The sequence below is a fragment of the Streptomyces sp. NBC_00104 genome (assembly GCF_045160825.1).
In the GTDB taxonomy this organism is placed as follows: Bacteria; Actinomycetota; Actinomycetes; order Streptomycetales; family Streptomycetaceae; genus Streptomyces.
The window spans coordinates 3,677,698-3,703,591 of the sequence record NZ_CP108215.1; the positions used below are offsets into that span (position 1 = coordinate 3,677,698).

Here is a 25,894-nt window from a genome sequence, read left to right on the forward strand (position 1 = left end):
GTCAAGACGCCTGCTTTTCCATGGCCTTGGGCGGCTCGTCGTCGAGCCGCGTCACGCCGCTCGCCGGTTGCAGGTCCGCGGCGGCGCACTTGAGGACTGCGGCCATCGCGCGGAGCTTCTCGGGGGTCGCGTTGCGGCGGCCCGCCTCGATGTCACACATCAGCTGGATGCTGAATCCGGCCTGCCCAGCCAGGGCTGCCTGTGTCAGCCCGGCGTTCTCCCGCGCACGCGTCACCGCCTCTGGCGAGTGATGGAAAGGGGCGCCCTTGCGGCGCCGCATTCGGCGTTTGATCATGTGCGCACTGTATGCGTAGTGCGGCGTAGTAGCAACACTGCGCGCGCAGTGCGCAGATTCGAGCGTACTTATGCGCAGTATGCGCTTTTTCGGACACGTTGCGCACGCGTGTGGCGTAGTAGCGCGTAGTTGTGCGAACCTGCCCCCATGGACGCGCAGAAGCCAGCACCGCCCCCAGAGGCCGTGCTCATCAGAGATGCCCTCAAAGAGCTACGGATGTCCGGCCGCGAGGCGGCCCGGAGATCCGGCGTCAGCGATTCGCGCTGGCGGCAGATCATCCACGGCTACCAGACCGTCAGCGGCAACCACGTGCCAGTGGTCGCACCGGCCGAGACCGTCGCCCGCATGGCCCAGGCCACCCAGGTAACCGCCGACGAACTCCGCAAGGCCGGCCGCGCCGACGCCGCCGACGAGCTGGACCGGCTCTCCGCGCCGCCGCCCTCAGAAAGGGCTTCCAATCCGTACGCCGACGATCAGCACATCAACGCGATCGCCGCGCTCCTCGCCACTCTTCCGCCGGAGGCCCAGGACGAGGTACTACGCAGAGTCAACCGCCCAGGTCTGACGCGTGAACAGGAAGGCCCCGGCGAGCGCCGACGAGCCGGTTGATCTGTGGTCACTTTGCGGTTAGGCACTTGCACGTTCCGCTACGAAAGGGGTTTCATCAGGGCGAAGCCACGGGCATATTCATGCCTGCAACTAGGGGGAACCGTATGACCCTTGTCGTTCTGTCAGGTCTTTCAGCTCTGCTCGGGGCTTCGATCCTTGCGATCGCTCTGCTCACCTACTGGCTGAGGAAGACCCGAGCCGACATCAACCGACTCCACGCCGAACTGACCGCGACGAAGATCGCCGCACTGAAAACGCTGCCGGTAGCCCCCTCCCCTAGGGAGGATCCAGAGCCCGTACGGCGCAAACGGCACCTCGCGCTCTACATAGGCGGGGCGGTGGCCGCCTTCTTCGCAAGCGTCGGCGACCGCCTCCGCAGTCTCGTGCGCGGGCGACGGGCCGCCGTCGTCGTCGCCGCGACGTCCGTCCTCGTCGCGGGCAGCACTGCGGCTTACTACGCCAGCACCGACCAGGCAACCCCACGGCCACTCGCCGAGCCTGGCACATCGTTGACGTTCCCCGGCAGTAGCGGCAGTGGCACCCAGTACCCAGAGTCGGGCGCACCAGGCGGGCACGACTCGGACGCCACGAACGGCACATCGGCCACAAAGAATGACAGCGACCCCTCCGGCACCCACCTCATGCTTCCCCGCCCGGTCGGCGTCACCGGAGACGGCCACCAGGGCGGCAGCGGACACGGCGGTCAGGTCGACAGCGGAAGCGGCAGACAGGACCGCCCTGGGACCCCGGGCGAACCGTCCACGCCGACGCCCACACCTCCGGGCGAGGCGAAGCCGCCGACGCCGACGCCACGGCCGACTCCGCCTCCGGCGCCCTCGACGCCGCCCGCGCCCAGCGAGCCGCCGCACACCACGCCGCCCCCCAGTGACGACAGAGACCTCTGCGTCCTCCCCGGCGTGATCGACCTCTGCGTCGGCTCAGTGATAGGCGTGGGCCCCTGAATGCGGGGCTCCTGACGGCCTGACGCAGAAACGGTTTTTTCGGAGCGACCCAACAGGCCATACACGAGGGGGTTCCAGGCATGCGCAGCCGGGGGCCCTCTCATGTTCTGCGCCCGCCGGGCCCTGCCCGAGCTGGGCGGATCGACCGTCGGCGTGGCGGGTTTTCACTTCGGGCGAGCATTGGGCGAGCGAGCGATCTTGAGGGACGCAAGAAGGCCCCCGCAGAAGCGAGGGCCTTGACGTATCCGCTGGTCACTGGGCATCTGCCCGCGTAGTACGTGGTGGGGCGGGTGGGACTCGAACCCACGGCCGACGGATTATGAGTCCGCTGCTCTAACCGGCTGAGCTACCGCCCCGTACGGCGTGTCGCGTACATGTGTGCGCGCCGTCTGCCGCAGCATAGCCGCTCATACGATCTCCTGCTTCGGATGGTCGGCCTTCGCATGCGCTTCTTGACCTTGAGGACTTCGGCGCGGCACACGCGGTTCCCCCGGACATGAAAAAGGACCCCGTCGGGGTCCTTCCTCTGTTGCTCTCCCGACTGGACTCGAACCAGTAACCTGCCGGTTAACAGCCGGCTGCTCTGCCAATTGAGCTACGGAAGATCGAAGCTCCCCCGACTGGACTCGAACCAGTAACCTGCCGGTTAACAGCCGGCTGCTCTGCCAATTGAGCTACGGAGGATTGCCTCGTTGCATCGAACGTACCTCCCTGGGTATTCGCCAGGGGGCGTGCGCTCGCTGCGACACATACATTAGCGCAAGCAGGGGGGTGCTCCGCCAATCGGTATCCCCCGCGCCCGTCGCCCGCGCAGGGCAACGCAAGGGACCGACGCAGACGTAAGGGAAGGGTGGCCGCCATGCGCTATCGGCTCACGTTCTTTGCCGGACTGGCCCTGGGCTACGTGCTCGGCACGAAGGCCGGACGCGAACGCTACGAGCAGTTGAAGAAGTCCGCGCGACAGGTCGCGCAGAACCCCGCCGTGCGCAACACCGCCGAGTCGGCCGCGCAGCAGGGGCGTGTCTACGCGGGCAAGGCGTACCACGTGGTCAGCGAGAAGGTCGGGGACCGTGTGCCCGACCTGGTCGCCGAGCGGGTCCGCTCGCTGCGCGCCCGCAACGCGAACGGCTCCGCCGGAGACGACTGGGGTACCAGCAATACATAGGGACCACATCGAGTCGACCCGACCGACGCCCGGCGCCCCCACCCCTTCCCGTGCGGCAGAATTTCTGCCATGGGGATAGTCGCCGGGCTGGACAGTTCGCCCGATTTTACGCGCATTGTCGTCTGTGACTCGGACACAGGGGCCGTGCTCAGGCAGGGGTATGCCCCGCACCCGCTGGAGTCGGCGGAGGGCGGGGGCCGCCCGTCGGACGTCGATCCGCAGGCGTGGCTGCTGTCCCTGGGCGAGGCGGCCACGGGCGGGCTGCTGGAGGGCGTGCAGGCCATCGGGGTGTCGTCCCAGCAGAACGGGCTGATCGCGCTGGACGCACAGGGCAACACCGTGCGCCCGGCGATGGTCGGCGGCGACAAGCGGACCCAGGTCGCGGCCGCGGACCTCGTCGACGCGCTCGGGGGGCGCGGCGCGTGGGCGGAGGCCGTGGGCTGCGTGCCGGGGGCCGCGCAGCCGGTGACCAAGCTGCGCTGGATGAGCCGTACGGAACCGGATGCCGCGATGCGGACGGCCGTACTGCTCCAGGCGCACGACTGGCTGGTGTGGCAGTTGCTGGGGCGGCCGGTCAGAAGGACCACGGACCGGGGCGGGGCGTCCGGGACCGGATACTGGAACGCGGCGACCGGGCAGTACCGCACGGATCTCGTCGAGATGGCCCTCGGGCATCAGGTCATGCTCCCCGAGGTGCTCGGCCCCTCGGACGCCGCCGGTACGACGCCGGAGGGGCTCCTCATCTCCGCCGGCACCGGTGAGACCATGGCCGCCGCCTTCGGGCTCGGCATCGGGCTCGGTGACGCGGTGGTGTCGCTGGGGGCCTCCGGGTCCGTCATGGCCGTCCACACCACGGCGCTCGTCGACTCCTCCGGGATGATCACCTCGCTGGCCGATGCCACGGGGATGCATCTGCCGGTCGTCACCACGCTCAACGCTGTACGGACGTTGCGCGGGGCGGCCGAGATGCTGGGCGTGGCCGATCTGGAGGGGCTGTCCGACCTGGCGATGAAGTCGACGCCGGGGTCGCACGGGCTGGTGATGCTGCCGTATCTGGAGGGCGAGCGGACGCCGAATCTGCCGCACACGGCGGGGACGCTGGCCGGACTGCGGCGGGAGTCGATGAAGCCGGAGCACTTCGCGCGGGCCGCGTTCGAGGGCATGCTGTGCGGGCTCGCGGACGCGCTGGACGTGTTGCGCGGCCGGGGCGTGGACGTGCGGCGGATCTTCCTGCTGGGTGCGGCGGCGGAGCTGCCGGCGGTGCAGGCGGCGGCGCCGGCGTTGTTCGGGGCGCAGGTGGTGGTGCCGCAGCCGGCGGACTACGCGGCGGTGGGCGCCGCGCGGCAGGCGGCGTGGGCGCTCGGGGTCTCGCAGGGGGCGCTCGATCCGCGTACGCCGCCGATGTGGCCTGGGGCGGCGGCGCAGGTGCTGGATCCCGGGGACGAGTTGGCCGTCGGGCAGGCGGTTCGGCAGCAGTACGTCGCGGTGCGCGAGCAGACGCATCCCGGGGCGTTTCGGGCGTAAGCCGCCTGGCGGGGGGCCGGGGCAGGTGGTCCGGCGGCTGCGGGTTCGTTGTGGCCGGTCGCGCGGTTCCCCGTGCCCTTGAGGCGGCCCCAGCTGCAAAGTTCCGGCATCGAAGCTTCACCGTCGGGTTAATTCGGTTGAGGTAACGCGGGTGGAGTGTCCGACGATGGGGGGTGGTGCGTCCCGAACCCCGTCTTCGACCCCGAGAGATCTCGCGTGCTCATACGATTGCTGAGAAGTCATCTTCGTCCCTACCGGACACCGATCACCCTGTTGGTGCTGCTGCAGTTCGTGCAGACGTGCGCCACGCTCTACCTGCCCACGCTGAACGCGGACATCATCGACGAGGGCGTGGTGGAGGGGGACACGGGTTACATCCTGTCCTTCGGCGCGCTGATGATCGGTATCTCGTTGGTGCAGGTCGTCTGCAACATCGGGGCCGTGTACTACGGCGCCCGCACCGCCGCGGCGGTCGGCCGGGACATCCGGGCCGCCGTCTTCGACCGGGTGCAGTCGTTCTCGGCGCGTGAGGTCGGTCACTTCGGTGCACCGTCGCTGATCACGCGGACGACGAACGATGTGCAGCAGGTGCAGATGCTGGTGCTCATGACGTTCACGCTGGTGGTGTCGGCGCCGATCATGTGCGTCGGCGGCATCGTGCTGGCGCTGGGGCTGGACGTGCCGTTGTCGGGGGTGCTCCTCGCCGTCGTCCCGGTGCTCGGTGTTTCCGTCAGCCTGATCGTGCGCCGGCTGCGCCCCCTGTTCCGCACGATGCAGGAGCGGCTGGACACCGTGAACCGGGTGCTGCGGGAGCAGATCACCGGCAACCGGGTCATCCGGGCCTTCGTGCGGGACGACTACGAGAAGGATCGGTTCCGGAAGGCGAACGTCGAGCTGACGGACGTATCCCTGGGAACCGGGCGGATACTCGCGCTGATGTTCCCGATCGTGATGACGGTCATCAACCTCTCGTCGATCGTGGTGGTGTGGTTCGGTGCCCATCGGATCGACAGCGGCGGGATGCAGATCGGCGCGCTCACCGCTTTCCTCGCCTATCTGATGCAGATCGTCATGGCTGTGATGATGGCCACGTTCATGTTCATGATGATGCCGCGCGCGGAGGTGTGCGCCGAGCGCATCCAGGAGGTGCTGGACACCGGGACGAGTGTGGTGCCGCCGGCCGAGCCCGTACGGGAGCTGCGGCGGCACGGGTTCCTCGAGGTACGGGGTGCGGGCTTCCGCTATCCGGGTGCCGAGGAGCCGGTGCTCCGGTCGATCGAGGTGGCGGCGCGGCCCGGTGAGACGACCGCCGTCATCGGGTCCACGGGCAGCGGCAAGTCGACGCTCCTCGGGCTGGTCCCCCGGCTGTTCGACGTCACCGAGGGCGAGGTGCTGGTGGACGGCGTCGACGTACGGACGCTCGATCCGAAGCTGCTGGCCAGGACGGTGAGCCTGGTGCCGCAGAAGCCGTACCTCTTCTCGGGGACCGTGGCGACGAACCTGCGGTACGGCAATCCGGACGCCACCGACGAGGAGTTGTGGCACGCGTTGGAGGTGGCGCAGGCCAAGGAGTTCGTCGAGCGGCTGGAGAGCGGGCTGGACTCGCCCATCGCGCAGGGCGGGACGAACGTGTCCGGCGGGCAGCGGCAGCGGCTCGCGATCGCGCGGACGCTGGTGCAGCGCCCGGAGATCTATCTGTTCGACGACTCGTTCTCCGCGCTCGACTACGCGACCGACGCCGCCCTGCGCGCGGCGCTGGCGCGGGAGACCGCCGACGCGACCGTCGTGATCGTGGCCCAGCGGGTGGCGACCATCCGGGACGCCGACCGGATCGTCGTCCTCGACGAGGGCCGGGTCGTCGGCACCGGACGCCACCACGAGCTGATGGCCGACAACGAGACCTACCGGGAGATCGTCCTCTCCCAGCTCACGGAAGCGGAGGCAGCCTGATGGCCGGGCCGTTGGCACGGATGGCAGGGGCCGGAGCCCCCGATCAGCGCTCCATGGACTTCAAGGGGTCCGGGAAACGGCTGCTCGCCCAGTTCAGGCCCGAGCGGTTCACGATGTACGCGATGATCGTGTGCGCCGTGCTCAGCGTCGGTCTCTCGGTGCTCGGGCCGTGGATCCTCGGCAGGGCGACCGACCTCGTCTTCGCCGGTGTCGTCGGGCGGGAGATGCCGGCGGGGCAGACCAAGGCCGAGGTGCTGGAAGGGCTGCGGCAGCGCGGCGACGGCGGGGTCGCCGACATGCTGCAGGGCACGGACTTCACGCCGGGCGAGGGCATCGATTTCGACGCCGTCGGCGGCGTGCTGCTGGTTGCCCTCGGCATCTTCCTGGTCGCCGGGCTGCTGATGGCGGCCGCCACGCGGCTCTCCAACCGGGCCATCAACCGGACCGTCTACCACATGCGCGAGGATCTCCAGGCGAAGCTGTCGCGGCTGCCGCTGTCGTACTTCGACCGGCGGCAGCGCGGTGAGGTGCTGAGCCGGGCGACCAACGACATCGACAACATCGGCCAGACGCTCCAGCAGTCGATGGGCCAGCTCGTCAACTCGCTCCTCACCATCATCGGTGTGCTGGTGATGATGTTCTGGGTGTCGCCGCTGCTGGCGCTGGTCGCGCTGGTGACCGTACCGGTGTCGTTCGTGGTCGCCACGCGCGTCGGCAAGCGGTCGCAGCCGCACTTCGTGGCGCAGTGGCGGGTCACCGGGAAGCTCAACGCGCACATCGAGGAGATGTACACCGGGCACACGCTCGTGAAGGTGTTCGGGCGGCAGGAGGAGTCGGCGCAGCAGTTCGCCGAGGAGAACGAACGGCTGTACGAGGCCGGGTTCAAGGCCCAGTTCAACAGCGGGATCATGCAGCCGCTGATGTTCTTCGTGTCGAACATCAACTATGTGCTGGTCGCGGTGGTGGGCGGACTGCGGGTCGCGTCCGGCACGCTGTCCATCGGTGATGTGCAGGCCTTCATCCAGTACTCGCGGCAGTTCTCGATGCCGCTGACGCAGGTGGCGTCCATGGCGAACCTCGTGCAGTCGGGGGTCGCCTCCGCCGAGCGGATCTTCGAACTGCTCGACGCGGAGGAGCAGGAGGCCGACGCCGTGCCCGGGGTGCGGCCGGAGGAGCTGCGGGGGCGGGTGGCGCTGGAGGGGGTGTCCTTCCGGTACGACGCCGACAAGCCGCTGATCGAGGATCTGTCGCTGATGGTGGAGCCGGGGCACACGGTGGCGATCGTGGGGCCGACGGGGGCCGGGAAGACGACCCTGGTGAACCTGTTGATGCGGTTCTACGAGGTCACGGGTGGGCGCATCACCCTCGACGGGGTCGATGTCGCGTCCATGTCCCGGGACGAACTCCGGGACGGGATAGGGATGGTGCTTCAGGACACCTGGCTGTTCGGGGGGAGCATCGCGGAGAACATCGCGTACGGGGCGTCCGCCGCGCGGAAGGTCACGCGGGGGGAGATCGAGGAGGCGGCGCGGGCCGCCCATGCGGACCGGTTCATCCGGACGCTGCCGGACGGGTACGACACCGTGATCGACGACGAGGGGACCGGGGTGAGCGCGGGTGAGAAGCAGCTCATCACTATCGCTCGGGCGTTCCTGTCGGATCCGGTGATCCTGGTGCTGGACGAGGCGACGAGTTCGGTCGACACGCGCACCGAGGTGTTGATCCAGAAGGCCATGGCGAAGTTGGCGCATGGGCGTACGTCGTTCGTGATCGCGCATCGGTTGTCGACGATTCGGGATGCGGACACGATTCTGGTGATGGAGAACGGGGCGATCGTGGAGCAGGGGACGCACGCGGAGTTGTTGGCCGCGGACGGGGCGTACGCGCGGCTGTACAAGGCGCAGTTCGCGGAGGCGGTTGCGGAGGTGGACTGAGGGGGGGTGGGTGTGCGGGGGTGTTTTCGCCCCCGCCGCCCCTACCCGTCCCATCCAGCAGGGGCTGCGCCCCTACGACCCCCAGACGTCCGTCCGGTGGGGGCTGGTCGCGCAGTTCCCCGCGCCCCTGGAAAAGCAGGGGCTGCGCCCCGTGCTCTTCCAGGCCCGCCACAGGCCCGACGCACCCGCACCCGCACCCGACAACCAAAACCCCCTCAGTCCAGGTAGCCCCTCAGTTGGTCCGCGAAGGCGTGGTCCCTGAGTTTGTTGAGCGTCTTGGACTCGATCTGCCGTATGCGTTCGCGGGTCACGCCGAAGATGCGGCCTATCTCCTCCAGCGTGCGGGGGCGGCCGTCGGCCAGGCCGTAGCGCAGTTGGACCACCTTGCGTTCGCGTTCGCCGAGGGTGGAGAGGACCGCTTCCAGGTGTTCGCGCAGGAGCAGGAACGCGGCCGATTCCACGGGGCTCGCGGCGTCGCCGTCCTCGATGAGGTCGCCGAGGGCCACGTCGTCCTCCTCGCCGACCGGGGCGTGGAGCGAGACCGGTTCCTGGGCGAGGCGGAGGACCTCGCTGACGCGTTCGGGGGCGAGGTCGAGGTGGGCTGCCACTTCCTCCGGGGTGGGCTCGTAGCCCCGCTCCTGGAGCATGCGGCGCTGGACGCGGACGACCCGGTTGATCAGCTCGACCACGTGGACGGGGACGCGGATCGTGCGGGCCTGGTCGGCGAGGGCGCGGGACATGGCCTGGCGGATCCACCAGGTCGCGTAGGTCGAGAACTTGTAGCCGCGGGCGTAGTCGAACTTCTCGACGGCCCGGATGAGGCCCAGATTCCCTTCCTGGACCAGGTCCAGCATGGTCAGGCCGCGGCCGACGTAACGCTTCGCCACGGAGACGACGAGCCGTAGGTTCGCCTCGATGAGGCGGCGCTTGGCCATGCGGCCCATGACGACCAGCTTGTCGAGGTCGAGGGCGAGCCGGGTGTCGAGGTCGCAGGCGCTGCCGAGCTTCTCCTCGGCGAAGAGACCGGCCTCGACGCGGCGGGCCAGGTCCACTTCCTCCACGGCCGTGAGCAGCGGGATGCGGCCGATCTCGCGCAGGTACTGGCGGAACAGGTCGGACGAGGGGCCGCCGGTGTCCGCGCGGCTGCGCGGCGGCTCCACGGGCTCCGGGGGCTCGGCCGTCTCTATGGCCTCCACCACCACGGCGGTCGGTGGTTCGTCGAGCTCGGGCGGGCCGTCCGGCGCCGCCTCGGGGTGGTGCGCGGCGCGGCTCTGGGCGGGCACCGCGGTGATGACGTCGGTCTCCGCGTCCGGCTCCGCGCCGTCGGTACCGATGGCCGTACTGGTGTCGTTCTGTACGAGGGTCTGGGTCTGCACGGGGGCGACCTCCAGGAATGTCGCTGCCAGGGCGTACGGCAGCGGTACGTCTGGGATGGCGCGGGCGGCCTCTCCGCCGTCCATCCCGTACTCATCGAGCGGAACCGCGGGGATCTCGGACCCGTGGGGGACGGGTCGGCCGCGCTCCGAGGACTCAGGCACCGGAACCCAGTGTGGAGTACGACACACAGCCGCCACGAGGGGCGTGCGGTGACTTTTTGCGTCCGGCCGGTGACCTCACGGTTACTGTGCCGTACGAGTGCGCCGCTGAGCGGCCCTGAAACAGCTTGAAGGCCGTACGGAACGGGGTGGCTCCGGCGCGGGATTGGCATGTGCGCCGGGGACGTTCAGGCCCGGGGCGCCGACGGGCGGGGCGTCAGAGCGCCTCCGCGCCCCTCTCCCGCAGCGCCTGGTCGTACTGCTGGAGCACCCACAACTCGTTCTGTACGGCGGCCAGCTGGGCCGGGTCGCCCTGGGCGGTCGCCCTCGCCAGGCTGCCCTGGACGTCGCGCACGCGGCGTTCGACGGCCCGGCGGCGCACGGTGACCAACTGCGCGCCCGCGTACACCTCGTCGACCGTCTTGCGCATGATCGCCTCGACGGCCAGCTCGGTCACCATGGCCCGCACCGTGTCGTCCGGTGCCGCCTCGCGGACCCGGACCAGATACTCCTGGGGGTCCTCGGCCCCGAACTCGACGCCGCCCGCCTCGATGATCGCCTCGCGGACGGCGGCGTACTGGTCGGCGGTGAACTCGTCGACGCCGTACGCGTCGAAGGCGGGGGCGACCAACTCCGGCCGCTGGAGGGCGAGTTTGAGGAGTTCGCGCTCGGTGGCGAACACCGGGTTGCGCAGGGTGAGGGCCGGGCCGGAGGGGGGCCGGCCGTTGGACTCGTAGGACTGTGCCTGGCGCTGTGCGGCCGGGGCGGGGCCCTGGCCGCCCCGGTCGCGGGCCCAGCGGGCCAGCTGGGCGACGCGCTTGACGACGAACTGGGTGTCGAGGATGCCGAGCATGCCGGCGAGCTGCACGGCCACCTCGTGCTGGGCGCCGCTGTTCTTGATGCGGGCCACGACGGGTGCCGCCTCGTCGAGGGCGGCGGCCCGGCCGGCGGGCGTCTCCAGGTCGTAGCGGGCGACGATCTGGCGGAGGGCGAACTCGAAGAGCGGGGTGCGGGGTTCGGTCAGCTCGGCCACCGCCTCGTCCCCCTTCGCCAGGCGCAGCTCGCACGGGTCCATGCCGTCCGGGGCGATCGCGATGTACGTCTCGGCGGCGAACTTCTGGTCGTCCTCGAAGGCGCGCAGGGCCGCCTTCTGGCCGGCCGCGTCGCCGTCGAAGGTGAAGATCACGCGGGCCGAGCCGTTGTCCATCAGCAGGCGGCGGAGGATCTTGATGTGGTCGCCGCCGAAGGCCGTGCCGCAGGTCGCGATGGCCGTGGTGACCCCGGCGAGGTGGCAGGCCATGACGTCCGTGTAGCCCTCGACCACGACGGCCCGGCTGGCCTTGGCGATGTCCTTCTTGGCGAGGTCGATGCCGTACAGGACCTGGGACTTGCGGTAGATCGCCGTGTCGGGGGTGTTGAGGTACTTGGGCCCGTTGTCCGCCTCGTAGAGCTTGCGGGCGCCGAAGCCGACCACGTCCCCGCCGATGTCGCGGATGGGCCACATCAGGCGGCCCCGGAAGCGGTCGATGGGGCCGCGGCGGCCCTCCTGGGACAGCCCGGACAGGAGCAGTTCCTTGTCGGCGAAGCCCTTGCCGCGCAGGAAGCGGGTGAGGTGGTCCCAGCCCTGGGGGCTGTAGCCGACGCCGAAGTGGACGGCGGCGGCCTGGTCGAAGCCGCGTTCGGCGAGGAAGATCCGGCCGGTGTCGGCCTCGGGGCTGGTGGCGAGCTGTTCCGCGTACCACTCGGCGGCGATCTTGTGCGCCTCGACCAGGCGGATCCGCTCACCGCGCTGGTGGGAGGGGTTGTACCCGCCCTCCTCGTAGCGCAGGGTGATACCGGCCTGGCCGGCCAGCCGCTCGACCGCCTCCGAGAAGGACAGGTGGTCGACCTTCATCACGAACGTGATGGTGTCGCCGCCCTCCTGGCAGCCGAAGCAGTGGAAGAGTCCCTTGCTCGGGCTGACCTGGAACGACGGCGACTTCTCGTCGTGGAACGGGCAGAGTCCCTTGAGGTTCCCACCGCCCGCGTTGCGCAGCTGGAGGTACTCGGACACCACGGCGTCGATCGGGACCGCGTCCCGTACCGCCTTCACGTCCTCGTCATTGATCCGTCCTGCCACGCGTGAATTCTACGGTGGCGTTCTGACATCCCTGTGCCCCGAAGGGCCACGGGGAACTGCGCGACCAGCCACATACGGCCCGCAGTCGCCCGCGACCCCACCCCGGCAACCCCTTAGGCGATCAAGCTCTCCAAAGGCACCTGAGGATTCGAGAGCGCGTCCACATCGACCCGCGCCCGGGACCGGATCAGCTTCTGGATCGGCTCAGTGACATCCCACACGTTCACGTTCATCCCGGCCAGCACCCGCCCCTCCTTCACCCAGAACGCGATGAACTCCCGCTTCCCGGCGTCCCCCCGGATCAGCACCTGGTCGTACGACCCGGGCGGCGCCCATCCCGAGTACTCCATCCCCAGGTCGTACTGGTCGGAGAAGAAGTAGGGCACCCGGTCGTAGGTGACGTCCTTGCCGAGCATCGCCCGCGCGGCCGTCGGCCCGCCGTTGAGGGCGTTGGCCCAGTGCTCGACCCGCAGCCGGGTGTCGAAGAGGGCGTGCGGGAAGGACACGACGTCGCCGGCGGCGTAGATGGAGGGGTCGGACGTACGGAGCCGGGCGTTCACCATGATGCCGCCGCCCTGTGACCGGTCGGCCAGCTCCAGCCCGGCGGCTTCGGCGAGGCCGACCCGCGGCGCCGCTCCGATGGCCGCGAGGACGTCGTGCGCCGGGTGCTCCTCCCCCGTGTCCGTGCGGGCCGCGAGGACCATCCCGTCCTGGCCGACGATCTCGGTGAGCCTCGCGCCGAAGTGGAAGCGGACGCCGTGCTCACGGTGCACCTCGGCGAAGAGGTTGCCCAGTTCGGGGCCGAGCACGCCGTGCAGCGGCGTCGGCTCGGGCTCGACGACGGTCACCTCCGCGCCGTACTCGCGGGCCGCGGCCGCCACCTCCAGACCGATCCAGCCGGCGCCCGCGATGACGAGGTGGCCGTTGTCGCGGCCGAGCGCGGCCAGGACGCCCTTGAGGCGCTCGGCGTGGGCGAGGCGGCGCAGATGGTGGACGCCCGCGAGGTCGGTGCCCGGGATGTCCAGGCGGCGGGGCTCGGCGCCGGTCGCGATCAGCAGGGTGTCGTAGTGGACCAGGGTGCCGTCGTCGCCGAAGCGGACGGTCTTGGCCGTACGGTCGATCGCGTCGACGGTCTGGCCGAGGTGCAGCTCGATGTCGTTGCGCGCGTACCAGGACGGCTCGTGGACGAAGACGCTGTCGCGCTCCTCCTTGCCGAGCAGATAGCCCTTGGACAGCGGCGGACGCTCGTAGGGGTGGTCCCGTTCGTCGCAGATCAGTATCACGCGGCCGGTGAAGCCCTCCGCTCGGAGCGTCTCGGCCGCCTTCGCGCCGGCGAGACCGCCTCCGACGATGACGAATGTCTGATCCGCGTCGACCACTTGATGCCTCCTCTTAAGGGTGCGTCCACATGCGAGCGTCCCGCACACAGCGTGATGCGGGAAGAGGTAGTGACCCGATCAGGCCACGGAGGGTCACGTCTCTGTCACGTCCGCCCCGTCAGTCTCGCGTGCAACGAGCGGGCGGAGGGGTCGGTGAGGGAGGCGATCTGGTCGACGATCACCCGCTTGCGGGCACGGTCGTCCGGAGCCGTGTCGAACAGCGTGCGGAACTGGGGTTCGAGTCCCTCCGGCGCGCGGGCGGTGAGCGCCTCGGCCAGTTCGGCGACGACGATCCGCTGGTCGGCGCGGAGCCGCTCCTGCTCGGCCCGCTGCATCACATACCGGTCGGCGACGGCCTTGAGGACCGCGCACTCCAGACGCGCCCCGCGCGGGACGACCAGTTCGGCGGCGTACCGGGTGAGGGGGCCGGTGCCGTACGCCTGCCGGGTGGCGGCCTCGGCGGCGAGGCAGAAGCGGCCGATGAGCTGGCTGGTGGCGTCCTTCAACCGGGCCTGGGCGACGGCCGTTCCGTCGTACCCGTGGGGCCACCACTCCTGGTCGAGGAGGCGGTCGAGGGCCTCGGCGAGTTCGGCCGGGTCGGTGTCGGCGGGGACGTACCGGCCGCGGGCCACCTCGAACACCGCCTGCCGTTCGGGCTCGGCGTGCAGGCAGTTGGGGTCGATGTGGCCGGCGTGCAGGCCGTCCTCGACGTCGTGCACGGAGTACGCCACGTCGTCGGACCAGTCCATGACCTGGGCCTCGAAGGTCGTGCTGGTGCCGGGGGCGTCCTTGCGGACCCAGTCGAACACCGGGCGGTCGTCGTCGTAGACGCCGAACTTGGAGGACGTCGGGTCGGTGGGGTGGCCGCCGCGCGGCCAGGGGTACTTGGTGGCGGCGTCCAGGGCGGCGCGGGTGAGGTTGAGGCCGACGCTCACGAGGTCGCCGGTGGTGTCCGACCGTACGAAGCGTTTGGGCTCGATCCTCGTCAGGAGGCGCAGGGACTGCGCGTTGCCCTCGAAGCCGCCGCAGTCCTCGGCGAATGCGTTGAGTGCCTGTTCGCCGTTGTGGCCGAACGGGGGATGGCCGAGGTCGTGGGAGAGGCAGGCGGCCTCCACGAGGTCGGGATCGCAGCCGAGGGCCGCGCCCAGTTCGCGGCCGACCTGGGCGCACTCCAGGGAGTGGGTCAGGCGGGTACGGGGGCTGGCGTCCCAGGCCTGGGTGCGGGTGCCGGGCGTGACCACTTGGGTCTTTCCGGCGAGTCTGCGCAGGGCCGAGGAGTGGAGCACGCGGGCGCGGTCGCGTTGGAAGGCTGTGCGACCCGGGCGTTTGTCGGGCTCGGGGGCCCAGCGTTCGGTGGAGAGGGGGTCGTAGCTGGGGGGTGCGGTGCCTTCCATGACTCGACAGTAAGGGGAGGCGGTGACAAATGGGTGCGCCTGATCGTCCGCCGGGTACGGATGGACTCCGGGTACGGATGGACGCCGGGTGCGGGTTGTTCGTGGCTGGTCGCTCCCCCGCTCTCGACTTCGTTCGAGCGGGAGGGACTCCCATCGCGGCGGAGCCGCATGTCAAGTACAGCCCCGCGCCCCCGACCGGGCGCTGACGCCGGCCGGGAACCGCATGGCCCCTATGCCGACGCCAGCGCTCGCTCCACCGTCGTCCCGGGCGTCGCCGACGCCTGGTCGTAGCGGTGCAGGATCAGTTTCGCCATGGCCGGGTGGGCGCCCAGGGGGGTCGCGGCGATCCAGGGGGCCGCCTCCGCGCACTCCCTGGCGAAGCGGCCGGGGGCGGTGAAGTAGGAGGCCACGGCGATGCGGGTACGGCCTCGGGCGGTGAGGGCGCGGACGGCTTCGCCGACGGTGGGGGCGGCGGCGGAGGCGTAGGCGGGGACGACCGGGACGCCCAGGCGGTCGGCGAGGAGCCGGGCCGTGCGGCCGGTGTCCTCGGCGGCCTCGGGGTCGCGGGAGCCCGCGGCGGCCAGGACGACGGCGCTCGTGCGGCGGTGTGCCTCGCTCGTCCTCGTGCGCCAGCCGGCCTCGACGAGGCGGGTGTGCAGGGCCTCCACGAGGAGGGGGTGCGGGCCGAGGGGGGCGGCGAGGCGGGTGCGGGCCTCGGCGGCCTCGGCCATCTCGGGGATGTCGTGCTTGACGTGGTAGCCGCGGCTGAGGAGGAGGGGGACGAGGACCGCCTCCCGGTCGCCGAGGGCGGCGAGGGTGTCGGGGAGGAGGGGCTCGTTCAGCTCGATGTGGCCGAGTTGCACGGAGAGGCCGGGGCGCTGCTCACGGACACGCTCCATGAGGGTGCGCACGGTCGCCAGGGCGCGCGGGTCGCGGCTGCCGTGTGCCACGAGGACCAGCGCGGGCGGGGCCGGGCGCCGGGTCCCGTCGCGGGAGACGAGGCTGAGCTGGGAGGCCAGCTGGTCACTGATCAGGTTCATGATGTGCGCCGTACTGTCGAGGTCCGCGTTCGACTTGCTCGTCGTCGCCGTCATGCACCGATGGTGCCGGGAGGAGGTTGCCTCCCCGTTGCACGGTGGTGACGGGTGTTTTCCGGCGGTTCACCGTGCGCCGTGCGGGTGTGTGAACCTCCATGACCTGGTGTTTCGACTCGTCCGAGTGAAGCTTGTCACGCTGGGCGGTGAACCGGATCGATGCGGATGACGTCTTCGTTGGTCGGAAAGGCGGGCGCTGTCGGGCCCGTCGGAAACAACCAGGACACATATGGGGTCCGGCGAACGGGGGTGGGCGGCCGTGAGGCGTCTCGGGCGGGTGATGCGGCTGCCGCGTACGCGGACGGGGCGGCGGCGGGCCGTGCAGGCGGTGATGCTGCTGTGCGCGCTGGCGCTGTTGCCGGCCACATGGATGTTCACCGCGGCCGACGACCGGCTGCGGACCACGGCCGACGTACCGCGTACGGAGGTCGCGATGGTCTTCGGCGCGGGGCTGTGGCAGGGCGAGCCGTCCCCGTACCTCGCGCGCCGGCTGGACGCGGCGGCCGAGCTGTACCGGTCGGGCCGGATCAAGGTGGTGCTGGTCACCGGGGACAACAGCCGCGAGGAGTACGACGAACCGGACGCGATGCGCGCCTATCTCACCGAGCACGGCGTGCCCGACGGCCGCATCGTCAGTGACTACGCCGGGTTCGACACCTGGGACTCCTGCGTCCGCGCCAGGAAGATCTTCGGCGTCGACCGGGCGGTGCTCATCAGCCAGGGCTTCCACATACGCCGGGCGGTCGCGCTCTGCCAGGAGGCGGGCGTCGAGTCGTACGGCGTCGGGGTGCGGGACCGCCACGACGGGACCTGGTACTACGGCGCCACCCGGGAACTGTTCGCGGCGGGCAAGGCTTCCCTGGACGCCCTGTTCGAGCCGGACCCCCACTTCCTCGGGCCGGAGGAGACGGGGGTCGCGAAGGCGCTGGCGTCGGCGGGTTAGTACTTGACGCGGGCCTGACGGGCGCAGGCCGGGCGGCCGTCGCCGTGCGGGCCCGGCCCCTCCCGTTGACGGTGCCCCAGGTGCCCCGGTCGATGGCGCAGCCCGCCTACGGCGACGGAATCGGGGCATCGGCACTCCCGTTCGCCATGGCTCAGGAGCCCCGCGCCCCGGTCCGGAACCGGCTCCTCACGCCGGGCCCGGGCGCGCCGGGAGGTCCCCGTGCCGGTCGCGTAACGGAGAGCGTCCCGGCACGTAACACGCCCGACGCACGCTGGGCGGTATGCCGAACTCCGCGACGCCCACCCACTGCCCGTACTGCGCCCTGCAGTGCGGAATGAACCTGACGCCCGGTGCGGACGGGACCGAAGGGGTCGTAGTGGTCACGGAGCGCGCGGACTTCCCGGTGAACCGGGGAGCGCTGTGCGGCAAGGGCCGTACGGCGCCGGCGGTGCTCTCGTCCCGGGTCAGGCTGACCAGTCCCTTGGTCAGAAGGGCGGGCGTCCTGGAACCTGCCTCCTGGGACGAGGCACTCGACCGGATCGCCGAGGGGCTCACCCGCACGCGTACGGAACATGGCCCGGACGCGTGCGGCGTGTTCGGCGGCGGCGGGCTGACGAACGAGAAGGCCTACGCCCTCGGCAAGTTCGCGCGCGTGGTGCTCGGCACCTCGCAGATCGACTACAACGGCCGTTTCTGCATGTCCTCGGCGGCGGCCGCCGGGATCAAGGCGTTCGGGCTGGACCGGGGGCTGCCGTTCCCGCTGGAGGACATCCCGAAGACCGGGTGTGTCGTCCTCGTCGGGTCCAACCTCGCGGAGACCATGCCGCCGGCTCTGCGCTATTTCACCGAGCTGAAGGACAACGGCGGCAAGCTGATCGTCATCGATCCGCGCCGCACCCGTACGGCCGAACAGGCCGACCTGCATCTGTCGCCGCGTCCCGGCACCGATCTCGCCCTGGCCCTCGGACTGTTGCACCTGATCGTGGCCGAGGGGCGGACGGACGAGGAGTACATCCGCGAGCGCACCAGCGGATGGGAGGAGGCCCGGGCGGCGGCCATGGCGCACTGGCCGGAGTACGTGGAGCGGATCACGGGGGTGTCCGTTCCCGAACTCCGCGAGGCGGTACGGCTGTTCTGCGAGCCGGAGCACGCGATGGTGCTCACCGCGCGCGGGCCCGAGCAGCAGTCCAAGGGCACGGACACGGTCGGCGCGTGGATCAACCTCACGCTGGCGACGGGCCGTGCCGGACGGCCGCTGTCCGGATACGGCTGCCTCACCGGGCAGGGCAACGGGCAGGGCGGTCGCGAACACGGCCAGAAGGCCGACCAGCTGCCCGGCTACCGCAAGCTGGTCGACCCCGAGGCCCGCCGGCACGTCGCCGAGGTCTGGGGCGTGGACCCGGACAGCCTGCCCGGACCGGGCCGCAGCGCGTACGAACTGCTCGACGCGCTCGGCGGCGACATCAAGTCCCTGCTGCTGATGGCCTCCAACCCGGTGGTGTCGGCGCCGCGCGCCGCGCACATCGAGGAGCGGATCAAGTCGCTGGACTTCCTCGCGGTGTGCGACGTCGTGCTGTCGGAGACGGCGGCGCTCGCGGACGTCGTCCTGCCGGTGACGCAGTGGGCGGAGGAGACCGGCACCATGACCAATCTGGAGGGCCGGGTGCTGCTGCGGCGGCGGGCGATCACCCCGCCCGACGGCGTCCGCAGCGACCTGGAGATCATGCACGAGCTCGCCGACCGGCTGGGCGTCGAGAAGGGCTTCGCGACCGACCCCGAGGAGGTCTTCGAGGAGCTGCGCCGGGCGAGCGCGGGCGGGCCCGCCGACTACTCGGGGATCACCTACCGGCGGCTGGCGGAGGAGAACGGGGTGTTCTGGCCCTGCCCGACACCGGCCGCCCCGGCCACCGACGCGCGCCCTGTCCCGGCCGCCGACGCGCACCCCGCCCCGGCCGCCGACGCCCGCCCCGTCCCGGCCGCCGAGGCGCGCCCCGTCCCGCCGACCGAGGTGCACCCCGGCACCCCGCGCCTCTTCCTCGACCGGTTCGCCACGGAGGACGGCCGCGCCCGGTTCGTGCCCGTCTCGCACAGGGCGGCGGCCGAGGAACCGGACGCCGAGTACCCGGTGCTGCTCACCACCGGGCGGGTGGTCGCCCAGTACCAGTCGGGCGCCCAGACCCGGCGGGTCGACGAGCTGAACGCCGCCGCGCCCGGTCCGTTCGTGGAACTGCACCCCCGGCTGGCCGAGCGGCTCGGCGCGGCGGAGGGCGACCCGCTGGCCGTGGTCTCCCGCCGGGGCCGGGCCGTGGCCCCGGCCCGCATCACGACCAACATCCGCCCCGACACGGTCTTCATGCCGTTCCACTGGCCGGGCGAGGGCCGCGCCAACACCCTGACCAACCCCGCGCTCGACCCCACCTCCCGCATGCCGGAGTTCAAGACGTGCGCGGTGCGGGTGGAGGCGGTGGGCAAGTAAGGGCCCAGGTGTCGTGCGTCGGGGCGAGGACGGGCTCCCGGCGCCGCGCGGCTGCACCAGCCATATCCGTTGATATCAGTCGATGTCCGTCCTGAGCCGAATGAGCCGCCGTCGCGTTCCGCGAACTCGGCGAGGCACCGGTCGACTTCGGCGCGGGCGGTCCTCAGGACGGTCTCGTTCAGGGCGACGGCGTCGATACCCTTCCTGCTTGAACATTCATGCTTTCCGGTATGTAGATCCCGTGTGGTTATCCCGACGCATCACCGAGGATGGGGACAGCGGACGCACAGCTCGCCGTGAACACTTGGGAGCACAGCAGACCCGGGGGGATCGCATGCCGCAGCACGACCGTCACCAGTGGACCGACTCGTTCCCGTGGAGCCTCGCGTACCGCTGGGGCCACTCCGCGCTGACCGCCGACTTCGACCTGAGCGGCGACTCGCCCAGGCTGCTGCGCGTCCGTCACCCCGGTGAGCCCGAACCCGGCCCGGAGGAGACCAAGACCGACCCTTCGCTGCCCCTGGTCGACCTGGTCCTGCTCGGCGACGGCACCGGCTGGGCGCGCCCCCGCTTCACCGGCACGGCGATCGGCGGCCGCCTGAGATACCGGGCACACCACTCCACGTACGGCGCCACGCTCGGGTCCCTCTCCGGGTCCGGCTCCGGGTCCGGGTCCGGCTCCGGGTCCGGGTCCGGGTCCCTCTCCGGGTCCGGGTCCGCCGACGGCGAGGGCTGGCACCGGCTCACCTTCGAACTCCACGACCCGGCGAGCGGGTTGACCGCCTTCGTCGAGTACGCCTCACCGGACGGCATCCCCGTCCTGCGCTCCCGGGTCCGGCTGCGCAACGACGGCACCGAGACCGTCACCGTGCGCTCCGTCGGCAGTCTGCTCCTCGGCGGACTCCCCTCCCCCGACGACCTGTCCGTCTTCCGGGCACGCAACGACTGGCTCGCGGAGTGCCGTTGGTACGCCGAGCCGCTGCGGGACTCCGTGCCCGACATCAACCACGAGGTGCACGGCGGTACCGGCCACGCGGCCGCACGCCTGGCCGGACGCGGCAGTTGGCCCACCGACGGGCACCTCGCGATGGGCGCCCTCCAGCACCGTACGGACGGGCGCAGCTGGCTGTGGCAGATCGAGTCGGCGTCCAGCTGGGTCTGGGAGGCCGGCGCGTCCGCGGGCCGGACCTACCTCGCGCTCGGCGGCCCGACCCACGACGAGCACCAGTGGCGCGAAGTCCTGGAGCCCGGGGCCGAGTTCACGACCGAGTGGGCCGCCCTCGCCCTCGGCACCTGCTTCGACGGCGCCCTGGCGGCCCTGACCTCCTACCGCCGGGTCGTACGCCGTCCACACCCGGACCACACCCGGCTCCCGGTGATCTTCAACGACTACATGAACACCCTGATGGGCGACCCGACCACCGAGAAGCTGCTGCCGCTGATCGACGCGGCGGCGGAGGTGGGCGCGGAGTACTTCTGCGTCGACGCGGGGTGGTACGACGACGAGGAGAGCGGCGCAGGCGGCGCGAACGGCGACGCGGAGAACGGGGACGCGGAGAACGGCATCGTGGAGAACGCCGATTCGCCCGGCGGCTGGTGGGACAGTGTCGGCGCCTGGCTGCCGTCGGCGCGGCGGTTCCCCGGCGGTGGTCCCGGTGGGGGCGTCGAGGGCATCCGGGTCGTGCTCGACCGGATCCGGGAGCGCGGGATGGTGCCGGGGCTGTGGCTGGAGCCGGAGGTCATCGGGGTCCGCAGTCCCCTCGCCGACACGCTGCCCGCCGAGGCCTTCCTCCGCCACGAGGACGGCACCCGGGTGACCGAACAGGGCCGCCACCAGCTGGACCTGACCCACCCGGCGGCCCGCGCCCACCTCGACGAGACGGTCGACCGCATCGTCGGCGAGTGGGGCGTCGGCTACCTGAAACTCGACTACAACATCACCACCTCGGCACCGGCCCATCTCGCCCACTCCCGGGCCTGGCTGTCCTGGCTGTCCTCGGTCCTGGACCGCCACCCCGGCCTCGTCGTCGAGAACTGCGCCTCCGGCGGCATGCGCATGGACGGCGCCTCCCTCGCCGTGGCCCAGCTCCAGTCAACCTCCGACCAGCAGGACCCCCTGCGCTACCCGCCCATCGCCGCCTCCGCCCCCACCGCGGTCCCCCCGGAACAGGGCGCCGTGTGGGCCTATCCCCAACCGTCCTGCACGGACGCGGAGATCGCCTTCACGCTCGGTTCCGCGCTCCTCGGCCGCATCCATCTGTCCGGCCATCTGGATCGCATGACGGATCATCAACGCGGATTGGTACGCGATGCGTTGACGGTCTACAAGTCCGTCCGGGCCGACCTGCGCACCGCCCTCCCCTGCTGGCCGCTCGGCCTCCCGGGCTGGACCGACGACTGGATCGCGCTGGGGCTGAGACCGCCGGTCACGGGCACGGCCCCGATGTACGTGACGCTCTGGCGCCGGGGCGGCGACACCGAACGGTCCTTCGCGCTAACGCACTTGGCGGACCAGGGCGGCGAGGGCGGGGGCGGCGGCGACGTACGCGTGGAGGTTCTGCACCCGGGCGCGACGACAGGCAGAGCCGAGTGGAACGGTTCGGAGCTCCGGGTGAGTCTGCCCGAAGCCCCGTCGGTCCTGCTGCTGAGGCTGACACCGGCCGCGCCCTGAAGGGGCGCGGGGCGGTCGCCCACGCGGCCGACGTACGCACCACGGACGACTCAGCCGCGCGTGCGCCAGTCCCCGCCCTCGATCAGCTTCCCCCTGGCCCGCAGCCCGGCGGCGACGGCCGGGGCGGCGACGTACACCCAGGCCCGTACGGCCGTGCCGTCGTCGAGGATGGCCGCACGCTCCACCCGCTCGTAGAGGTTCGCGGGGTCGCCCGGCGCGTACTCCTCCAACGCGTCGAGGGTGCACAGGAGTTCGTCGTAGGACTCGGGTCGCGCGGTGACGAGTTCGCCGCTCACGTCGCCCCCTCCCCCGCCGATCTCCTCCACCGCGTAGGGGTACCCGGGGCCGTCGTACAGGGTCATACCGCGCATCCGGGCCGGCTCCTCGGCGCGGGTGCGGCCGCGCAGGAAGAGGTCGTGGTTGGGCTCGCCGGGGCGGAGGGTGCCGTAGACGAAGAAAGGGAGCACCGTTCTCCTCTCCAACTCTCCAACCGTGTCGGACGCGGCTGAGTATGGCGTGCGCGGGCCTTTGCAGAAACGATTCTCACCCCTCACACATCCCACCTCCGACGCTCTGGACGGCGCCTGTCATGCCCACTTAAATCTGACGACATCCGTGGTCAGTCCAACGGCCACCGTCCCTGGGAGACAGATGAGCCGAATACGGCACCTCCGACGCCCGCGCCTCGTCACCACCGGCACCGCCGTCGCGGCCGCCGCGCTGCTGGCCGCGACGCTCACCCCCACCGCGGGGGCCGCCGACAGACCGACCCGCGACACGGCGATCGCCAACGCCGCCGACGTCCTGCGGGACCGCGCGACGAGCCTGGGGCTCGGCTCCGCCCAGGACACCACCGTACGAGACGTGATCGTGGACGCGGACGGCGCGCAGCACGTCCGCTACGACCGCACGTACCACCGGCTCCCGGTGCTGGGCGGCGACTTCGTCGTCCACCTCACTCCCGGCGGCGAGTACCGGAGCGCGAGCCGGGCGACGAACCGCGAGATCAGCGTCCCCACCGTCACCCCCGCCGTCAAGGCGCCCAGGGCCGCCGACATCGCCGCCGCCGCGCTGCGCGCCGCGAACGTCGGCGAGACGCTCCGCAAGCTGACGTCCAAGCCCCGGCTGGTCGTCGACGCCCTGCACGGCGCCCCGAAACTGGCCTGGCAGACGGATGTGCTGGCCCAGGACGAGGCCGGCAACCCCGTCGCCCGTACGGTCGTCACCGACGCCACGACGGGGAAGCAGCTCAGTGCCTGGGACGCGCTGGAGAGCGCGACGGGCGACGGCCGGTCGCTCTACGGTGGCACGGTTCCGTTGGAGACGACCCTCTCCGGGTCGGCGTACCAGCTCAAGGACCCCACGCGCGGCAACACCTACACCGGTGACGCCGCGAACCAGACCGACCTCTGCTTCCTCGGCATCTGCGTCCGGCGCGCCCCCGCGACCCTCTTCACGGACGCCGACAACCACTGGGGGACGGGCACGACCACGGACCGCGCCACGGCGGCCGTCGACGCGCAGTACGGCACCGACACCACCTGGGACTACTACAAGGACGTCCACGGCCGGAACGGCATCGCGGGCGACGGCCGGGGCTCGTACAACCGCGTCCACTACGGCAACGGCTACAACAACGCCTTCTGGGACGACAGTTGCTTCTGCATGACGTACGGCGACGGTGACGGGAACCTGCTCGGCCCGCTCGTCTCGCTGGACGTGGCCGGCCACGAGATGAGCCACGGGGTCACCTCCGCGACGGCCGACCTGACGTACTCGGGCGAGCCGGGCGGCCTCAACGAGGCCACGTCGGACATCTTCGGCACGCTGGTCGAGTTCTACGCGGACAACGCCTCCGACCCCGGCGACTGGCTCGTCGGCGAGAAGATCGTCCGCTCCGGCTTCGGCGAACCGGCGCTCAGGTTCATGGACCGGCCGAGCAGGGACGGCTCCTCGGCGGACTGCTGGAGTTCGTCGGTGGGGAACCTGGACGTCCACTACTCCTCGGGCGTCGCCAACCACTTCGCGTACCTCCTCGCCGAGGGCAGCGGCACCCGGACCATCGGCGGCGTCGAACACTCCAGCACCACCTGCGACGGCTCGACGGTGACCGGCATCGGCAAGGAGAAGCTGGGCGCGATCTGGTACCGGGCGCTGACCGTCTACATGACCTCGTCCACGAACTACGCGGGGGCGCGCACCGCGACCCTGAACGCCGCGCGGGACCTGTACGGGTCGGGGAGCGCGGAGTACGACGCGGTGGCGGCGGCGTGGAGCGCGGTCGCGGTAGTGGGCTGATGGACCGTCATATAGGCCTGCTCCGACCCTAATTCCGTGGCCGGGGGACGCGGTCGTGGCTACGCTCCACGGCTGACCCCCGGCCACGGACATTACGGAGATCCATGTCGTCGTCCCAAGGGAAGCTGCACGCCGACGAGTTCGACATCGACGAGGCGCTCGTCCGACGGCTGATCGCGGCGCAGTTCCCCGCATGGGCGGCGCTGCCGCTCGCCCCCGCTCCCGCCGCCGGGACGGACAACGTCATGTACCGCCTGGGGGACGACATGGTCGTACGGCTCCCCCGGAAGCCCGACGGTGCCCACCAGGCCGCCAAGGAGCACCGCTGGCTTCCGCTGCTGGCACCGCGTCTCCCGCTCGCCGTACCCGAGCCGCTCGGCAAGGGGCGGCCCGGGGAGGGGTACGGGCTGCCGTGGTCGGTGCTGCGCTGGCTGCAGGGCGAGAACGCGTACGACGCGCCGGTCGCCGATCTCGGGTGCGCCGCCGAGGAGTTGGGCCGATTCGTGGCGGCGCTGCGGAAGGTGGACGCGACGGGTGGGCCGGTCTCCTTCCGGGGTGGCCCGGTGAGGGAGAACGACGACGAGGTCCGGGACGCGATCCGTGGACTGGGTGCGAAGGGCACGGTGGACGCGGCGCTCGCCACCGCCGTCTGGGAGGAGACCCTCCGCCTCCCCCAGTGGACCGGAGCCCCCGTCTGGGTCCACGCCGACCTCCTGCCCGGCAACCTCCTCACCACCGCCGGACGCCTCACCGCCGTCATCGACTTCGGCGGGCTGGGCGTCGGCGACCCCGCCTGCGACCTGCTGCCGGCCTGGACCCTGTTCACCGGCGACTCCCGCACCGCGTTCCGCGAGACCGTCGACGTCGACGACGCGACCTGGGCGCGTGGGCGGGGCTGGGCCCTGTGCTTCGGGACCGTCGCCGAGCACTACTACCGCGACAAGGGGCACGTGCTGGCCGAGGTGGGGCGGCGGGCTGTCGAAGAGGTGTTGGCGGAGTATGCGTGAGGGGTGGGCGTGACGGGTGGGCGCGAGACGGGTGCGCTGAGGGGTGCGCGTGACGGGTGCGCGCTTCGGCGCCGCGCCTGCCACCACTGTGTGAGGATCTCGACCTTCAGGTCGAACCCCTCGTCGACGAAGGACGTCGGGGTGTGCAGCGTGACGCGACGGCCGTCCGTGGTGTGGACGGTGATCCGGCGTACGCCGAGGATGCGCCGGACCTCCAGGCGCCGGATGCCGGGCCAGGGGATCCGCCGACGCCGGGTGCCGCGCACCACGAGGGCGTCCTCGGTCAGGGTCACGTCGTCGCCACGGCGCAGGACCGCGACGACCACGGTCGCCGTGAACGCCCCCGAGAGGCACTGCCGCAGCGTGTCGCGTCCCATCGGGTCGGCGGTCAGGGCGAGGCCCGCGCACAGAAGCGCCGTGCCGCCCAGGAACCCCAGCAGGACGGGCAGGACGGGCAGGACGGCCTGGAGCATCCCTGACCTGTACGTGATCGTCTCGTTCTCGCCGCGGCCGGTGGGAGCGGGTCCGGAAGGCATCAT

19 protein-coding genes and 3 tRNA genes are annotated in these 25,894 nt (G+C 71.2%); 11 read left to right on the forward strand and 11 right to left on the reverse strand.

Annotated features, from left to right (window positions below; translation table 11 throughout):
- Nucleotide 1: 1 nt before the first annotated feature.
- Nucleotides 2-295, reverse strand: coding sequence for a multiprotein-bridging factor 1 family protein (locus OG272_RS16205; protein WP_405893847.1), 294 nt, complete (start codon nt 293-295; stop codon nt 2-4).
- Nucleotides 296-442: 147 nt separating this feature from the next.
- Here OG272_RS16205 and OG272_RS16210 point away from each other — a divergent pair, with 147 nt between their 5' ends.
- Both OG272_RS16210 and OG272_RS16215 read left to right on the forward strand, forming a co-directional pair.
- Nucleotides 443-904, forward strand: a complete 462-nt coding sequence (locus tag OG272_RS16210; protein ID WP_405893848.1) for a helix-turn-helix domain-containing protein — start codon at nt 443-445, stop codon at nt 902-904.
- Between the two features lie 104 nt (nt 905-1,008).
- Complete coding sequence (locus tag OG272_RS16215) at nt 1,009-1,866, forward strand: hypothetical protein (RefSeq protein WP_405893849.1); 858 nt, start codon at nt 1,009-1,011, stop codon at nt 1,864-1,866.
- A 279-nt stretch (nt 1,867-2,145) separates the two neighbouring features.
- Here the strand turns inward: OG272_RS16215 and OG272_RS16220 are convergent.
- The 3 genes from OG272_RS16220 to OG272_RS16230 form a co-directional block, all read right to left on the reverse strand.
- Nucleotides 2,146-2,222 (reverse strand) — tRNA-Ile (locus OG272_RS16220).
- A gap of 176 nt (nt 2,223-2,398) precedes the next feature.
- Nucleotides 2,399-2,471 (reverse strand) — tRNA-Asn (locus OG272_RS16225).
- Nucleotides 2,472-2,477: 6 nt separating this feature from the next.
- A tRNA-Asn gene (locus OG272_RS16230) sits at nt 2,478-2,550 on the reverse strand.
- Nucleotides 2,551-2,725: 175 nt separating this feature from the next.
- On the opposite strand from OG272_RS16230, the gene OG272_RS16235 reads away from it, so the two are divergent.
- The 4 genes from OG272_RS16235 (at nt 2,726) to OG272_RS16250 (ending at nt 8,439) form a co-directional block, all read left to right on the forward strand.
- Entirely contained in the window at nt 2,726-3,031 is a 306-nt protein-coding gene (locus tag OG272_RS16235) for a YtxH domain-containing protein (RefSeq protein ID WP_326582959.1), read from the forward strand.
- Between the two features lie 69 nt (nt 3,032-3,100).
- Nucleotides 3,101-4,555 carry an FGGY family carbohydrate kinase gene (locus OG272_RS16240; RefSeq protein ID WP_327729809.1) on the forward strand — a complete coding sequence of 485 codons (1,455 nt, stop codon included), beginning with the start codon at nt 3,101-3,103 and terminating at the stop codon, nt 4,553-4,555.
- Nucleotides 4,556-4,771: 216 nt separating this feature from the next.
- Complete coding sequence (locus tag OG272_RS16245; RefSeq protein ID WP_405893852.1) at nt 4,772-6,505, forward strand: ABC transporter ATP-binding protein; 1,734 nt, start codon at nt 4,772-4,774, stop codon at nt 6,503-6,505.
- The gene (locus OG272_RS16250; protein WP_327729807.1) at nt 6,505-8,439 is read left to right on the forward strand and encodes an ABC transporter ATP-binding protein; all 1,935 of its coding nucleotides are present in this window, start codon (nt 6,505-6,507) and stop codon (nt 8,437-8,439) included. Before OG272_RS16245 ends, OG272_RS16250 begins: the two co-directional genes overlap by 1 nt.
- A 215-nt stretch (nt 8,440-8,654) precedes the next feature.
- Here the strand turns inward: OG272_RS16250 and OG272_RS16255 are convergent, their stop codons facing one another.
- The 5 genes from OG272_RS16255 to OG272_RS16275 form a co-directional block, all read right to left on the reverse strand.
- Nucleotides 8,655-9,977, reverse strand: a complete 1,323-nt coding sequence (locus OG272_RS16255; RefSeq protein WP_327729806.1) for an RNA polymerase sigma factor — start codon at nt 9,975-9,977, stop codon at nt 8,655-8,657.
- Nucleotides 9,978-10,191: 214 nt separating this feature from the next.
- Nucleotides 10,192-12,093, reverse strand: coding sequence for a DNA primase (gene dnaG, locus OG272_RS16260; RefSeq protein ID WP_327729805.1), 1,902 nt, complete (start codon nt 12,091-12,093; stop codon nt 10,192-10,194).
- 113 nt (nt 12,094-12,206) lie between these two features.
- Complete coding sequence (locus OG272_RS16265) at nt 12,207-13,472, reverse strand: FAD-dependent oxidoreductase (protein ID WP_326582953.1); 1,266 nt, start codon at nt 13,470-13,472, stop codon at nt 12,207-12,209.
- Between the two features lie 104 nt (nt 13,473-13,576).
- Nucleotides 13,577-14,866, reverse strand: a complete 1,290-nt coding sequence (locus OG272_RS16270; RefSeq protein ID WP_326582952.1) for a deoxyguanosinetriphosphate triphosphohydrolase — start codon at nt 14,864-14,866, stop codon at nt 13,577-13,579.
- A gap of 230 nt (nt 14,867-15,096) precedes the next feature.
- A complete protein-coding gene (locus OG272_RS16275; protein WP_327729804.1) occupies nt 15,097-15,960 on the reverse strand; it encodes a sirohydrochlorin chelatase in 864 nt (287 codons plus the stop codon).
- A 229-nt stretch (nt 15,961-16,189) separates the two neighbouring features.
- Here OG272_RS16275 and OG272_RS16280 point away from each other — a divergent pair, with 229 nt between their 5' ends.
- The 3 genes from OG272_RS16280 to OG272_RS16290 all read left to right on the forward strand — a co-directional run bounded on the left by OG272_RS16280 (nt 16,190) and on the right by OG272_RS16290 (nt 22,050).
- On the forward strand, nt 16,190-16,903 hold the full coding sequence (locus tag OG272_RS16280; protein WP_405893855.1) for a vancomycin high temperature exclusion protein: 714 nt from the start codon (nt 16,190-16,192) through the stop codon (nt 16,901-16,903).
- A gap of 280 nt (nt 16,904-17,183) precedes the next feature.
- Nucleotides 17,184-19,379, forward strand: coding sequence for a molybdopterin oxidoreductase family protein (locus OG272_RS16285; RefSeq protein ID WP_328223009.1), 2,196 nt, complete (start codon nt 17,184-17,186; stop codon nt 19,377-19,379).
- Nucleotides 19,380-19,713: 334 nt separating this feature from the next.
- The gene (locus tag OG272_RS16290) at nt 19,714-22,050 is read left to right on the forward strand and encodes a glycoside hydrolase family 36 protein (protein ID WP_405893858.1); all 2,337 of its coding nucleotides are present in this window, start codon (nt 19,714-19,716) and stop codon (nt 22,048-22,050) included.
- 50 nt (nt 22,051-22,100) lie between these two features.
- Here OG272_RS16290 and OG272_RS16295 read toward each other — a convergent pair whose 3' ends face one another.
- Complete coding sequence (locus OG272_RS16295) at nt 22,101-22,517, reverse strand: gamma-glutamylcyclotransferase family protein (protein WP_326582948.1); 417 nt, start codon at nt 22,515-22,517, stop codon at nt 22,101-22,103.
- A 184-nt stretch (nt 22,518-22,701) separates the two neighbouring features.
- Here OG272_RS16295 and OG272_RS16300 point away from each other — a divergent pair, with 184 nt between their 5' ends.
- Nucleotides 22,702-24,348, forward strand: coding sequence for a M4 family metallopeptidase (locus tag OG272_RS16300; protein WP_326582947.1), 1,647 nt, complete (start codon nt 22,702-22,704; stop codon nt 24,346-24,348).
- A gap of 104 nt (nt 24,349-24,452) precedes the next feature.
- Nucleotides 24,453-25,355 (forward strand): aminoglycoside phosphotransferase family protein, encoded by a 903-nt coding sequence (locus OG272_RS16305; protein WP_328223011.1) that lies wholly within the window; start codon nt 24,453-24,455, stop codon nt 25,353-25,355.
- Here the strand turns inward: OG272_RS16305 and OG272_RS16310 are convergent.
- Nucleotides 25,280-25,894: a hypothetical protein gene (locus OG272_RS16310; protein ID WP_328223012.1), complete on the reverse strand. Its 615-nt coding sequence runs from the start codon at nt 25,892-25,894 to the stop codon at nt 25,280-25,282. The two genes, OG272_RS16305 and OG272_RS16310, sit on opposite strands and share 76 nt — an antisense overlap.

Bases quoted from the DNA above. Each gene is read 5' to 3' on its own strand.
- OG272_RS16275 (WP_327729804.1), bottom strand. From the start codon at position 15,960: ATGACGGCGACGACGAGCAAGTCGAACGCGGACCTCGACAGTACGGCG.
- OG272_RS16290 (WP_405893858.1), top strand. From the start codon at position 19,714: ATGCCGCAGCACGACCGTCACCAGTGGACCGACTCGTTCCCGTGGAGC.
- OG272_RS16210 (WP_405893848.1), top strand. From the start codon at position 443: ATGGACGCGCAGAAGCCAGCACCGCCCCCAGAGGCCGTGCTCATCAGA.
- OG272_RS16280 (WP_405893855.1), top strand. From the start codon at position 16,190: ATGGGGTCCGGCGAACGGGGGTGGGCGGCCGTGAGGCGTCTCGGGCGG.
- OG272_RS16285 (WP_328223009.1), top strand. From the start codon at position 17,184: ATGCCGAACTCCGCGACGCCCACCCACTGCCCGTACTGCGCCCTGCAG.
- OG272_RS16235 (WP_326582959.1), top strand. From the start codon at position 2,726: ATGCGCTATCGGCTCACGTTCTTTGCCGGACTGGCCCTGGGCTACGTG.
- OG272_RS16250 (WP_327729807.1), top strand. From the start codon at position 6,505: ATGGCCGGGCCGTTGGCACGGATGGCAGGGGCCGGAGCCCCCGATCAG.
- OG272_RS16215 (WP_405893849.1), top strand. From the start codon at position 1,009: ATGACCCTTGTCGTTCTGTCAGGTCTTTCAGCTCTGCTCGGGGCTTCG.
- OG272_RS16270 (WP_326582952.1), bottom strand. From the start codon at position 14,866: ATGGAAGGCACCGCACCCCCCAGCTACGACCCCCTCTCCACCGAACGC.
- OG272_RS16205 (WP_405893847.1), bottom strand. From the start codon at position 295: ATGATCAAACGCCGAATGCGGCGCCGCAAGGGCGCCCCTTTCCATCAC.
- OG272_RS16310 (WP_328223012.1), bottom strand. From the start codon at position 25,894: ATGATGCCTTCCGGACCCGCTCCCACCGGCCGCGGCGAGAACGAGACG.
- OG272_RS16240 (WP_327729809.1), top strand. From the start codon at position 3,101: ATGGGGATAGTCGCCGGGCTGGACAGTTCGCCCGATTTTACGCGCATT.
- OG272_RS16300 (WP_326582947.1), top strand. From the start codon at position 22,702: ATGAGCCGAATACGGCACCTCCGACGCCCGCGCCTCGTCACCACCGGC.
- OG272_RS16305 (WP_328223011.1), top strand. From the start codon at position 24,453: ATGTCGTCGTCCCAAGGGAAGCTGCACGCCGACGAGTTCGACATCGAC.